The 12,916-nt window shown below is 71.2% G+C and carries 10 protein-coding genes; 3 read left to right on the top strand and 7 right to left on the bottom strand.

Annotated features, from left to right (window positions below):
* Window positions 1–8 precede the first annotated feature (8 nt).
* Complete coding sequence (locus ACFXAZ_RS14625) at window positions 9–389, top strand: MerR family transcriptional regulator (protein ID WP_384589690.1); 381 nt, start codon at window positions 9–11, stop codon at window positions 387–389.
* A 114-nt stretch (window positions 390–503) separates the two neighbouring features.
* On the opposite strand, the gene ACFXAZ_RS14620 is transcribed toward ACFXAZ_RS14625, so the two are convergent.
* From ACFXAZ_RS14620 to ACFXAZ_RS14605, 4 genes are all read right to left on the bottom strand, one after another.
* Entirely contained in the window at window positions 504–2,723 is a 2,220-nt protein-coding gene (locus ACFXAZ_RS14620) for a HelD family protein (protein WP_384589687.1), read from the bottom strand.
* Between the two features lie 229 nt (window positions 2,724–2,952).
* On the bottom strand, window positions 2,953–3,303 hold the full coding sequence (locus tag ACFXAZ_RS14615) for a thioredoxin family protein (protein ID WP_384589684.1): 351 nt from the start codon (window positions 3,301–3,303) through the stop codon (window positions 2,953–2,955).
* The gene (locus tag ACFXAZ_RS14610; protein WP_384589681.1) at window positions 3,300–3,731 is read right to left on the bottom strand and encodes a MerR family transcriptional regulator; all 432 of its coding nucleotides are present in this window, start codon (window positions 3,729–3,731) and stop codon (window positions 3,300–3,302) included. Before ACFXAZ_RS14610 ends, ACFXAZ_RS14615 begins: the two co-directional genes overlap by 4 nt.
* Before the next feature lie 211 nt (window positions 3,732–3,942).
* Window positions 3,943–5,397: a cation:dicarboxylate symporter family transporter gene (locus ACFXAZ_RS14605; protein WP_384589890.1), complete on the bottom strand. Its 1,455-nt coding sequence runs from the start codon at window positions 5,395–5,397 to the stop codon at window positions 3,943–3,945.
* 122 nt (window positions 5,398–5,519) lie between these two features.
* On the opposite strand from ACFXAZ_RS14605, the gene ACFXAZ_RS14600 reads away from it, so the two are divergent.
* Complete coding sequence (locus ACFXAZ_RS14600; RefSeq protein ID WP_384589678.1) at window positions 5,520–7,214, top strand: ATP-binding protein; 1,695 nt, start codon at window positions 5,520–5,522, stop codon at window positions 7,212–7,214.
* The gene (locus ACFXAZ_RS14595) at window positions 7,211–7,936 is read left to right on the top strand and encodes a response regulator (RefSeq protein ID WP_384589675.1); all 726 of its coding nucleotides are present in this window, start codon (window positions 7,211–7,213) and stop codon (window positions 7,934–7,936) included. Before ACFXAZ_RS14600 ends, ACFXAZ_RS14595 begins: the two co-directional genes overlap by 4 nt.
* Before the next feature lie 115 nt (window positions 7,937–8,051).
* Here ACFXAZ_RS14595 and glgB read toward each other — a convergent pair whose 3' ends face one another.
* The 3 genes from glgB to ACFXAZ_RS14580 form a co-directional block, all read right to left on the bottom strand.
* Entirely contained in the window at window positions 8,052–10,295 is a 2,244-nt protein-coding gene (gene glgB, locus ACFXAZ_RS14590) for a 1,4-alpha-glucan branching enzyme (protein ID WP_384589672.1), read from the bottom strand.
* A gap of 31 nt (window positions 10,296–10,326) precedes the next feature.
* On the bottom strand, window positions 10,327–11,706 hold the full coding sequence (locus tag ACFXAZ_RS14585; RefSeq protein ID WP_384589669.1) for a maltokinase: 1,380 nt from the start codon (window positions 11,704–11,706) through the stop codon (window positions 10,327–10,329).
* 82 nt (window positions 11,707–11,788) lie between these two features.
* Window positions 11,789–12,916: alpha-glucosidase C-terminal domain-containing protein (locus ACFXAZ_RS14580; protein WP_384589666.1), on the bottom strand; the 1,128-nt coding region annotated here is incomplete at its 5' end.

Below are 12,916 nucleotides of genomic sequence, written 5' to 3'. Positions count from 1 at the left end.
GGCCCGACATGCGTATCGGGGAACTCGCCCGCCGCACCGGCGTCACCACCCGGGCCCTGCGCTACTACGAGGAGCAGGACCTCCTCACCTCCGAGCGCAGCGGCAGCGGCCAGCGCCACTACCCGGAAGGCGCCGTCGACCGGATCCGTCTGATCCGTCAGCTGTACGCCGCCGGGCTGTCCAGCAAGGCCATCGCCGAGCTGACGTCCTGCGTCATCGACGGCAAGGCCACCCCCGAGCTGCTCCAGCGCCTGGCCGAGGAGCGCGACCATCTCGACCGGCACATCGCGGACCTCGCCCGCACCCGGGACCGGCTCGATTCCGTCATCGCCGGTGCATCTTCCAACATGCGCACCGGCATCCCGTGCCGACGGGACGCGACCACCTAGACCGGCGACATGCCCTGGCCGGCTCGCACGGCACCCCGTGACGCGTCCGGACGGAGCGGGCGTCGTGGCCCGCAGGGCTCCGGGCCTGCGGGCCGGGCCGTCACGGGGCGGCCGTCACCTCAACGCCGGGGGCAACGCCCCCGAATGCAGCACCCCCAACCGCTGCGTCGCCCGGGTCAGCGCCACATACAGGTCGCTCACCCCGTACACGCCCGGCTCCACCACCAGCACCGAGTCGAACTCCAGGCCCTTCGCCTGGCGGGGGTCCAGGAGGACGATCCGGTGGGTCAGGTCGGGTTCCGCGCCCGCCGTCACGCCCGGTAGCCGTGCCGCGAGTCGGCGGTGCAGGCCGCGGGGGGCGATGACGGCCAGGCGGCCCTCCTCGGGGGTCAGCTCCTCCACCGCCTCGGCGATCGCGCCCGGTACGTCGTCCACCGCGCGGATCCAGGGACGTACACCCGTGGACCGTACGGAACTCGGCGGCTCGAAGTCCGGGTGCTGCGCGCGGACCACGGCCGCCGCCAGGTCCATGATCTCGGCGGGGGTGCGGTAGTTGACGCCCAGGCGGGTGTGGGTCCAGCGGTCCTCGACATACGGCGTGAGGATGTCCGCCCACGAGCCGACACCCGCCGGGTCCGCCGTCTGGGCCGGGTCGCCGACCAGGGTCATCGAGCGGGTCGGGCTGCGCCGCATCAGCAGCCGCCACGCCATCGGGGACAGTTCCTGCGCCTCGTCCACGATGATGTGCCCGAAGGCCCACGTGCGGTCCGCCGCCGCCCGTTCGGCGGCGCTGCGGTGGTCCGCCTCCTCGTGGCGCTCCGCGAAGCGTTCCGCGTCGATGATGTCGTGCGCCGACAGGACCTCGGACGACTCCGGGTCGCTGTCCTCCTTGTCCTCGAACTCGAACGTCCGCGACGCGTACGACACGTCCAGCACACCCTGCGCGTACGCGATCTGGGTCTCCCGTTCGCGTTCCGCCCGGGTCCGGGCCACTCGGTCGTCCTCGCCCAGCAGTTCCGCCGCCTCGTCCAGGAGCGGCACGTCCGCCGTGGTCCAGGCCCGCGTCACCGGCCTGCGGATCGCGGCGGCCTCGGTGTCGCCGACGTATCCCTCCGGCGCCGCCAGGAAGTCGGCGATCAGGCGGCGCGGGGTGATCCGGGGCCAGAGCTGGTCGATGGCCGACCAGACCTCGGCGTTCTCGGCCAGGTCGTCCCGGATCTGGGTCAGGTCGGCGGCGTCCAGCATGCTGGAACCGTCGTAGGGGTCGGTGCCGATGCGCTCGGCGTACAGCTCGGTCAGAGTGTTGAGGATGTGGCCCTCGAAATGCTCCCGGGCGGCGTTGTGCGGCAGCTTGGCCGCGCGGGTGCGCTCGCGGGCGACATTGACCAGCCCGTCGTCCAGCATCAGGATCTCGCGGTCGTGCTCGATCGCGATCACCGGATCGGGCAGCGCCTGCCGGTCCCGTACGACGGCGGCCAGCACCTCGGCCATCCCGGCGCCGCCCTTCACCGCGGCGGCCTCGGGACTGTCGGTCGCACTCGCCCTCACGCCGGGGAACAGCTCGCCGACCGTCGCGAGTAGCACGCCCGTCTCGCCCAGGGAGGGCAGCACCTCGCCGATGTAGCCCAGGAAGGCCGGGTTGGGGTCGACGATCAGGACCGCGCGTTTGGCCAGCAGTTCGCGGTGCTCGTAGAGGAGGTACGCGGCCCGGTGCAGGGCCACCGCCGTCTTGCCGGTGCCCGGTCCGCCCTCGACCACCAGGACACCCCGGTGCGGGGCGCGGATGATCTCGTCCTGCTCGGCCTGGATGGTCTGCACGATGTCGGCCATCCGGCCGGTGCGCGCCGAGTTCAGGGCGGCCAGCAGCACGGTGTCCCCGGACGGGTCCTCGTGGCCGGTGCGCTCCCGGTCGCCGAGGTCGAGGATCTCGTCGTGCAGGGCGGTGACCCGGCGGCCGTCGGTGGTGAGGTGACGGCGTCTGCGCAGGCCCATCGGGGTGTGGCCGGTGGCCAGATAGAACGGGCGTGCGACCCCGGCCCGCCAGTCGATCAGGATCGGGGTGCGGTGGGGGTCGTCGGCGCGCAGCCCGATCCGGCCGATGTGGTGGGTGGCGCCATCGGTGAGGTCGATCCGGCCGAAACAGAGCGAGCCGTCCACCGCGTTCAGCGCGGCGAGCGTCGCCGAGTGCTCGGCGACCTGGATGTCCCGCTCCAGCCGGGCCTGCATGGGCTTGTCGCCCCGGGCGAGCGCGTCGGTGACCGACGCCTCGGTGGCTCCGCGCAGCACGTCGACCCGGGCATACAGGCCGTCGATGAATTCCTGCTCGTCCCGCATTTCGACGTCCGGCTCATCATCTGGAAATTCACTGTTTGACAATTCCGCTCCCGCCCGGATATACTGTGCTCAGTGACTTGCTTTCGCCGCTTCTATTTCCGAAGTCGCGAACTCTTGAATATACGCAGAGAAATCCCCCGAGCGCAATTGGCTCGGGGGATTTCTCTGTTCGAGAGGTGCGGAGGCGTTCGAGAGGCGAAGAGGCGCACCAGGGCCCAGAAGCCCTCCCTCAGCCCCGGGCGGCAGCCCAGAGCACCTCCGCCACCTCCTCCAGCAGCCGCCGCTTGGGCCTGGCCCCCACCATCGCCTTCACCGGCTCACCACCGCGGAACACCATGAACGTCGGCATGGACAGCACCTGATACCGATTCGTGGTGTCCGGATTGTGGTCCACATCCAGCTGTACGACCTTCAGCCGCGCGCCCTCCTCCACCGCCAGCGCGCTGAGCACGGGCGCCATCTGTCGGCACGGCGGACACCAGTCGGCGGTGAATTCCACCAGCACCGGCAATTCCGCCCCGATCACCTCGTCCGCGAAGTCCGCGTCGGTCACCTCGGCAACGCCCGCCGCCCTGCTCATGGCCGTCCTCCCCGTCCCAGTTCGCACACGGGTTCCGGACCGCCCGGAACCTCCGCCTCGGCCGCCAGCTCCGCCCGCTCCCGCTCGGCCCGCGCCAACTGCGCCCCGACCTGCGTCCGTACGGCGGTCAGCTCGCCGATCAGCGCGTCGAGTTCGTCCAGCTTGCGCCGGTAGACCACGAGCGAGGCCGGGCACAGATCGCCCTCCGGGTGCCCGGCGCGCAGACACTCCACGAACGGCCGGGTCTCCTCCAGCTCGAACCCGAAGTCCTTCAGCGTCCGGATCTGCCGCAGCAGTCTCAGATCCCGCTCGTCGTAGGTGCGGTGCCCCTGGGCGTCCCGCCTCGCGGGCAGCAGCCCCCGTGACTCGTAGTACCTGAGCGCCCGGGTGGTGGTCCCCGCACGCTCGGCCAGCTCGCCGATTCGCATACCGATGAACGTACGACTTGACGTCGGCGTCATGGCAAGCGCCGCCCCCCCCTCGTCGGCGCACGGCAAGGACCCCGGGCCTGCCGAGGCGGGGGGAGAACTCGGCTTGCCCGGGGTCCCGGGTCGGGTGTCCGGCCCCGGTTCAGGCGGGAACGGGCACCCTGCGGGGAGCGGTACTGCCTGGTTGGCAGGCCCCGCCCCCCACGTCTGGTCAGGCCCTGGTCAGCGTCTTGCCGTCCTGCGGCTGGACGGGCACCCCGTCCGCACCGCCCGTGGACTCGGGCGCGGGCGCGGGACCGCCGTGACCGTCGTCCAGCAGCGTCTTCTCGTCGAAGGGCAGCTGACCGGCGAGCACCTGGTTGACCCGCTCCTTGTCGATCTCCTTGGTCCAGGTGCCGATCAGCACCGTGGCCACCGCGTTGCCCGCGAAGTTCGTCAGGGCGCGGGCCTCGCTCATGAAGCGGTCGATGCCGACGATCAGGCCGACGCCGTCCACCAGGGCCGGCTTGTGCGACTGGAGGCCACCGGCCAGCGTCGCCAGACCCGCGCCAGTGACACCGGCGGCACCCTTCGAGGCGACCAGCAGGAACAGCAGCAGCGAGATCTGCTCACCGACCGACATCGGCGTACCCATGGCGTCGGCGATGAACAGGGACGCCATGGTCATGTAGATCATGGTGCCGTCGAGGTTGAAGGAGTAGCCGGTCGGGACGGTGATGCCGACCACCGGCTTGCTGACCCCCAGGTGCTCCATCTTCGCGATGAGCCGCGGCAGCGCGGACTCGGACGAGGACGTCGACAGGATCAGCAGGAACTCCCGGCCCAGGTACTTGAAGAGCGACAGGACGTTCAGCCCGGAGATCAGCTTCAGCAGCGTACCCAGCACCAGGAAGACGAACAGGAAACAGGTCACGTAGAAGCCGAGCATCAGCACCGCGAGGCTCTTGAGGGCGTCCACGCCCGCCGAACCGGTGACGGCGGCGATCGCGCCGAACGCGCCGATCGGGGCCGCCCACATGATCATCGCGAGGATGCGGAAGACCAGCCGCTGGATGTGCTCGATGCCCCGCAGGATCGGCTGTCCGGCGCTGCCCATCGACTGGAGCGCGAAGCCGGCCAGCAGCGCGATCAGCAGCGTCTGGAGCACCTCGCCCTGGGTGAAGGCGGACACGATCGTGGTCGGGATGATGCCGAGCAGGAACTCGGTGGTGTCCTTGGCCTCGGCGTCCACCTGGGCCTGTCCGGTCTCCCGGATCGCGTCGGTCACCGCGAGGCCGGTCCCCGGCTCCAGGATGTTGCCGACGACCAGACCGATGGCCAGCGCCACCAGCGACATCGCGACGAAGTAGACCAGGGCGATACCGCCGACCGCGCCCACCTTGGCGGCCTTACGGACCGAACCGATGCCGAGCACGATCGTGCAGAAGATGATCGGCGAGATCATCATCTTGATCAGATTGACGAAGCCTGTTCCGATCGGCTTCAGCTCGATGGCGAAGTCGGGGGCGATCAGACCCACGGCGATGCCGATCGCGACCGCGGCGATCACCGCGATGTAGAGGTAATGGGTGCGGTCCCGCTTCGCGGCGGGCGCGGCAGGTGCGGCTGGTGCCGTTTCGGGCGTGCGGCTGCTCACGGCGGCCCTCCTTGACGTCGTCGTCGGCATCACCGGAGTGCGGCTCACGTCCGGGAGTTTTTGAGGATTGCGGTGACTATCTCCCGGCGTGTGAGGCCGGTCACCCTTACGTTCATTTAGTTCACGCTTAAGTCGCGAGGCACACTGACGTCATGCCGCGTATCCCCTTCCTGAGGCCGAGGAGCCTGGCCGGTCAGCTGTTCGCCATGCAGGCGGTGCTGATAGCCGTGCTCGTGGCCGGGTACGCGCTCTTCACCTACGTCAGCGACCGCAGCCAGGCCCAGGACGCGGCCGGACAGCAGGCGATGGCGGTCGCCCGCGCGGTGGCCGACGCCCCCTCGGTGGCCGAGGCGATCCACACCAGCGACCCCACCGCCCAGCTCCAGCCCTACGCGGTACGGGTCATGGAGGACACCGGCATCGACTTCGTGACGATCATGGATCCGCAGGGCATCCGCTGGACCCACCCCGACGAGAGCCAGATCGGCAAACCGTTCCTCGGCCACATCGACGCCGCCCTCAAGGGCGAGTCCATCACCGAGACCTACACCGGCACCCTCGGCCCGTCCGTCCGCGCGGTCACCCCGATCACCGTCGACGGCAAGGTCATCGGCCTGGTCAGCGCCGGGATCCGGGTCGACGCGATCAGCCGCCGGGTGCAGGAGCAGGTCACCGCCCTGATCGGGGTCGCGGGCGGCGCGCTCGCCCTCGGCGCGGTCGGCACGTACGTCATCAACGCCCGGCTGCGCCGCCACACCCACGGCATGAACGCGTCCGAGCTGAGCCGGATGCACGACTACCACCAGGCCGCCCTGCACGCGGTGCGCGAGGGACTGCTGATGCTGGACGGGCAGTACCGGGTGGCGCTGATCAACGACGGCGGGCGTGAGCTGCTCGGCGTCAGCGGCGAGGTGGTGGGCCGCTCGGTCGCCGACCTCGGACTCCCGGCCCCCCTCACCGGGGCGCTGCTGTCCTCCGAGCCGCGCGTGGACGAGGTGCAGCTGACCGCCGACCGGGTGCTCGTCATCAACACCTCACCGGTCTCCGGCGGTGAGCGGCGCGGCACGGTGGTGACCCTGCGGGACGTCACGGAACTCCAGTCCCTGATGGGCGAGCTGGACTCCGAGCGCGGCTTCACCCAGGCCCTGCGCTCCCAGGCCCACGAGGCGGCCAACCGGCTGCACACCGTCGTCTCCCTCATCGAACTGGGCCGCGCGGACGAGGCCATCGCCTTCGCGACCGCCGAGCTGGAGCTGGCCCAGGCGCTCACCGACCAGGTGGTGGCCGCGGTCAGCGAACCGGTCCTCGCCGCGCTGCTGCTGGGCAAGACCGCCCAGGCCAATGAGCGGGGCGTGGAGCTGGAGGTCTCCCGGGAGAGCGGCGGCCTGGACGACGGACCGCTGCCACGGGCCTTGCCCGCCCGGGACCTGGTGACCATCCTGGGCAACCTGATCGACAACGCCGTGGACGCGGCGCAGGGGAGTGTGGGGGCGCGGGTGACGGTGGCCGCGTACACGGAGTCCCGCCAGGAGGAGACCGGCGAGGAACTCGTGCTGCGGGTGACCGACACCGGGGCGGGCGTCGACCCCGCCCACACCGACCTGGTGTTCCAGCGCGGCTACTCCACCAAACCGGCCGGGCCGGGCGGCCGGGGGCTCGGCCTCGCCCTGGTCCGCCAGGCCGTCCACCGCCACGAGGGGACACTGACGGTGACACAGGCGCCGGACGGCGGGGCACGGTTCGAGGTACGGCTGCCCCTACCGGCGACAGAGACGGCGACAGAGACGGCGACAGCGCCAGAGACGGCGACGGAGACACGGGACGCAGTGACGGGAGGACGGGCATGACCGGCGCGGACAGGGCGGACCGGGGCGGGAAGCGGCCGATCCGCGTCCTGGTGGTGGAGGACGACCCCGTCGCCGCCGACGCGCATGTCATGTACGTCGGCCGGGTGCCCGGCTTCACCGCCGTCGGCAAGGCCCACACCGGCGCGGAGGCGCGGCGCGCGCTGGAGCGCGACCCGGTCGATCTGCTCCTCCTGGACCTCCATCTGCCCGATGTGCACGGACTGCAACTGGCCCGCTCGCTGCGCGCGGCCGGCTACCACGCGGACGTGATAGCGGTGACGTCCGCCCGCGACCTGGCCGTGGTCCGCGAAGGAGTCTCCCTGGGTGTCGTGCAGTACGTCCTCAAGCCCTTCACCTTCGCCACCCTGCGCGACCGCCTCGTCCGTTACGCCGAGTTCCGCGCGTCGGCGGGCGAGGCCAGCGGGCAGGACGAGGTCGACCGCGCCCTCGCCAACCTGCGCGCCCCCGGCCCCGCCGCCCTCCCCAAGGGCCTGAGCGGCCCGACCCTGGAGCGGGTCACCGCCACGCTGCGCACCCGAGCCGAGGGCCTCACCGCGGCCGGGGTCGCCGAGGCGGTCGGCATCTCGCGCATCACGGCCCGGCGCTACCTGGAGCATCTGGTCGAGGCCGGGTGGGCGGGCCGCAGCCCGCTGTACGGGCAGGTGGGGCGGCCGGAGCTGGTGTACCGCTGGGTCCGCGGGACGACGGCCCCGGAGCGCTGAGACCACCCCGTCTCCGTCAGCTCGACCCATGACCTCCCGCCGGACGTCTCACGTCATGACGTCCCGCCGGACGTCTCACCTCATGACGTCCCGCCGGACGTCCCACCCCCTGACATCAAGCCGGACGCAGCCACACCGTGGACAGCGGCGGCAACGTCACCCTGATGCTCGCCGGACGGCCATGCGCGGCGACCGCCTCCGGCTTGACCGGGTCCGGCCGGCCCACCCCGCCGCCCCCGTACCGTACGGCGTCCGTGTTGAGGGACTCGTGCCAGGCGGGGACGTCGTCCGGGACGCCCAGACGGTAGTCGGCGCGGACGACCGGCGAGAAGTTGCTGACCGACAGCAGGGGTGTCCCGTCGGCGGCCCGGCGGAGGAAGGCGAAGACGTTGTCGTCCACGGAGTCCCCGGAGTCCCCGGAGTCCCCGGCGATCCACTCGAACCCGGCCGGGTCGGTGTCGCGCTGCCACAGGGCCGGCGTACCCCGGTAGACCGTGTTCAGGTCGCGTACCAGGTCCCGTACTCCCCGGTGGTCCGGCTCCGCCCCGTACGCCGGGTCCAGGAGCCACCAGTCCGGGCCATGGGCCTCCGACCACTCCGCGCCCTGCGCGAACTCCTGGCCCATGAAGAGGAGTTGCTTGCCGGGGTGGGCCCACATGAAGGCCAGATACGCCCGGAGGTCGGCCCGCTGCTGCCACCAGTCGCCCGGCATCTTCGACACCAGGGAGCGCTTGCCGTGCACCACCTCGTCGTGCGAGATCGGCAGGACGTAGTTCTCGCTGTACGCGTACACCATCGAGAACGTCATCTCCTGGTGATGATGACTGCGGTGGACGGGGTCGTGGGACAGGTACGCCAGCGAGTCGTGCATCCAGCCCATGTTCCACTTCAGACCGAAGCCCAGGCCGCCGAAGCCGCTCGGGCCCTCGTGGTGGGTGGCCCGGGTGACGCCGTCCCAGGACGTCGACTCCTCGGCGATGGTCACCACCCCCGGCGTCCGGCGGTACACCGTCGCGTTCATCTCCTGGAGGAACGCCACCGCGTCCGGGTTCTCCCGGCCACCGTGCTCGTTCGGCGTCCACTGGCCCGGCTCGCGCGAATAGTCCAGGTAGAGCATCGAGGCGACCGCGTCCACCCGCAGGCCGTCGACATGGAACTCCTCGCACCAGTACACGGCGTTCGCCACCAGGAAGTTGCGCACCTCACGGCGGCCGTAGTCGAACTCCAGCGTCCCCCAGTCCGGATGCGCCGCCCGCAGGGGGTCCCCGTGCTCGTACAGCGGACGCCCGTCGAACTCCGCCAGTGCCCAGTCGTCCCTCGGGAAGTGCGCCGGCACCCAGTCCATGATCACCCCGATGCCCGCCCGGTGCAGGGCGTCCACCAGGAACCGGAAGTCGTCGGGGGTGCCCAGGCGGGCCGTGGGCGCGTAGAAGCCGGTGACCTGATACCCCCAGGAGCCACCGAACGGGTGCTCGGCCAGTGGCATCAGCTCCACGTGCGTGAAGCCCAAGTCACTCACATACGCGGGGAGTTGCTCGGCCAATTGACGGTACGTCAGGCCCGGTCGCCAGGACATCAGGTGCAGCTCGTACACCGAGAAGGGCGCCTCGTGCACCGGGACCTCGCCCCGCCGGGCCATCCACCGCGCGTCACCCCACTCGTACGCCGACGCCGTCACCACCGACGCCGTGTCCGGCGGTACCTCCGTCCGGCGGGCCAGCGGGTCCGCGCGCAGGGTCTTCGAACCGTCCGCCCGGGTGATCTCGTACTTGTACAGCTCGCCCACGCCGATCCCCGGCACGAACAGCTCCCACACCCCGGTGCCGCCCAGCGACCGCAGGGGGAAGCCCGTGCCGTCCCAGTGGTTGAAGGTCCCGGCCACGCGCACCCCCAGGGCGTTCGGCGCCCACACCGCGAAACGGGTGCCGGTCACGCCCTGGTGGGTCATCGGCTCCGCGCCCAGCGCCTTCCACAGCTGCTCATGGCGGCCCTCGCCGATCAGATGCAGATCGACATCCCCGAGCGCGGGCAGGAAACGGTACGGGTCCTCCGTCTCCAGCACAGTCCCCTCGTACGTCACCTGAAGGCGGTACCCCGGTACGTCCCGCAGGGGCAGCAGGCCCGAGAACAGACCGTCGCCGTCGTGGTGGAGAGCGGTGCGCAGCTCGCCCGCCACCACCGTGACCGCCAGCGCGTAGGGGCGCAACGCCCGGAAGACCACTCCGCCGGGGGCCGGGTGCGCGCCCAGGACGGAGTGCGGCGCGTGGTGGGTGCCGGAGAGCAGCCGGGCGCGGTCGGTGGCGTCGAGGGCGGGGGTGACCTTCGGGTTCGGGGTGCTGGACGGGGGGAGGGCGGTCACGGAGGAGCCTCCTGGGCGCGGGTGGGGATCGTCAGGACGGGTCGGCCAGGCGGTCGATCGCCGCCAGGGGCACGGCGAGCCAGTCGGGGCGGTGCCGTGCCTCGTACACCACTTCGTACACCGCCTTGTCGGTCTCGTACGCCCGCAGCAGTACGGCGTCACCGCGCGGATCGTCGCCCGTCACCTCCGTGTAGCCTGAGCAGTAGGCGTCCCGGCAGGTGTCCGCCCAGGCCGCCGCCGCCCGCTCCGGCAGCGGGGGGCGGACCGAGTGGGCGGCGTAGTCGAAGGACCGCAGCATGCCCGCGATGTCCCGGACCACCGGCTGCGGCAGCCGGCGTTCGGTGAGCGACTTGGCCGGTTCGCCCTCGAAGTCGATCAGCGACCAGGTGCCGGAGGGGGCGCGCAGGCACTGTCCGAGGTGCAGGTCCCCGTGGACGCGCTGAGCACGCCGCTCCCGGCCCTCCCCGTCCGCTCCGGCCAGCGCGTCGAAGACCCGCCGCAGCTTCGGCTCGTACCCGCGCAGTGCCGGTACCGCCCGCACGGCCGCCGTCAGCCGTGACCGCATCCCCGCGACCAGCGGTTCCAGCTGGGCCCGGCCCATGGTCACCGTGGGCAGTGCGCGGGCGAGGGCGGTGTGCACCTCGGCCGTGGCCCGGCCCAGGTCATGGGCCTCGGCGGTGAAGTCCTCGCCCTTGGCCAGAGCGCGCAGCGCCAGTTCCCAGCCGTCGATGGCGCCGCGCAGATACGGCTGGAGGACGCCCAGGACGTACGGGTCGCTGCCCAGCTCCGCCCGGATCCATGCCGTGGGGGCGGGGACGCGTGCGCAGCCCTCCTCGGACAGGGCCAGGGGGAGTTCCAGATCGGGGTTGACGCCGGGCGAGATACGGCGGAACAGCTTGAGGATGAACGTATCTCCAAAGACGACGGAGGAATTGGACTGCTCGGCGGTGAGCATCCGGGGGGTGAGGTCGGGGCCGATCTCGCGGTCCGGGGCGCGGTCGAAACGCAGTTGCCCGCCGATGCGGGCCCGGGAGCGCAGGGCCTCCAGGAGCAGTGCGGCGGGCCGGGGGTCGTGGAGGGCGTCGTACACCGTGCGTCCGGCGAGCGGACCTTCGGTCACCTGGCCGATCAGCGCGGGCGCCAGCCGGGGCGGCAGTGCCTCGCGCACCCCTATGAGGAGCTGGTAGCAGTCGCCGCGTGGTGGCTGATGGGCCCGTACGAGGAGGTGGTACAGGCCGATCCGGCCGGTGTACGGGAGCAGTTCGGTGGCCGCCACCAGCGAGAAGCCGGTGACGGGACGGCCCTTGCCGGCGAACCAGCGCTGCCGTGGCAGCCAGGGCCGCAGCAGGGGGTCCAGGGCGGGGAGAAGACCAGGGCCGGTGGCGGCGGCACGGGTGACGGCTTCCGACATGGCGGGCGTCCTTTCCCCGGGGCGGGGGTGTTACGTATGCGTGCCCGGGGCGGGGTGGGGGAAACCGCCCCGCCCGCGAGTTCTACGCGGCGTCCTTGCGGAGCCGGAACCAGTAGAAGCCGTGACCGCCCAGGGTCAGCAGGTACGGCAGCTCCCCGATGGCCGGGAACCGCACCCCGCCGATCAGCTCCACCGGGTGCCGTCCCGCGAACTGGCGCAGATCCAGTTCGGTGGGCTGGGCGAACCGGGAGAAGTTGTTGACGCACAGCACCAGATCGTCCTCGTACTGCCGGGTGAAGGCGAGGACGGCGGGGTTGGTGGAGGGGAGTTCGGTGTAGATGCCGAGGCCGAAGGCGGGGTTCTGTTTGCGGATCTCGATCATCCGGCGGGTCCAGTGCAGGAGCGACGAGGGGGAGGACATGGATGCCTCGACGTTGGTGACCTGGTAGCCATAGACGGGGTCCATGATCGTGGGGAGGAAGAGGCGTCCGGGGTCGCTGGAGGAGAAGCCGGCGTTGCGGTCGGGGGTCCATTGCATGGGGGTGCGGACGGCGTCGCGGTCGCCGAGCCAGATGTTGTCGCCCATGCCGATCTCGTCGCCGTAGTAGAGGATCGGTGAGCCGGGGAGGGAGAGGAGGAGGGCGGTGAAGAGTTCGATCTGGTTGCGGTCGTTGTCGAGGAGGGGGGCGAGTCGGCGGCGGATGCCGATGTTGGCGCGCATACGCGGGTCCTTCGCGTATTCCGCGTACATGTAGTCGCGTTCCTCGTCGGTGACCATTTCGAGGGTGAGTTCGTCGTGGTTGCGCAGGAAGACGCCCCACTGGCAGCCCGACGGGATCGCCGGGGTCTTGGCCAGGACCTCGGAGACGGGGTAGCGGGATTCCCGGCGGACGGCCATGAAGATGCGGGGCATGACGGGGAAGTGGAACGCCATGTGGCATTCGTCGCCACCCGAGGCGAAGTCGCCGAAGTAGTCGACCACGTCCTCCGGCCACTGGTTGGCCTCGGCCAGCAGGACCGTGTCCGGGTAGTGGGCGTCGATCTCCTTGCGGACCCGCTTGAGGAGGTCATGGGTGGGCGGCAGGTTCTCGCAGTTGGTGCCCTCCTGCGCGAACAGGTAGGGGACGGCGTCGAGCCGGAAGCCGTCGATGCCCAGGTCCAGCCAGAACTTGAGGGCGGAGAGGATCTCCTCGACGACGGCCGGGTTCTC

Origin of the sequence: Streptomyces sp. NPDC059477 (assembly GCF_042749375.1) — a bacterium.
GTDB lineage: Bacteria > Actinomycetota > Actinomycetes > Streptomycetales > Streptomycetaceae > Streptomyces.
The sequence above is the reverse complement of the archived record's forward strand: the minus strand, read 5'-3'. Positions and strand labels throughout refer to the sequence as shown.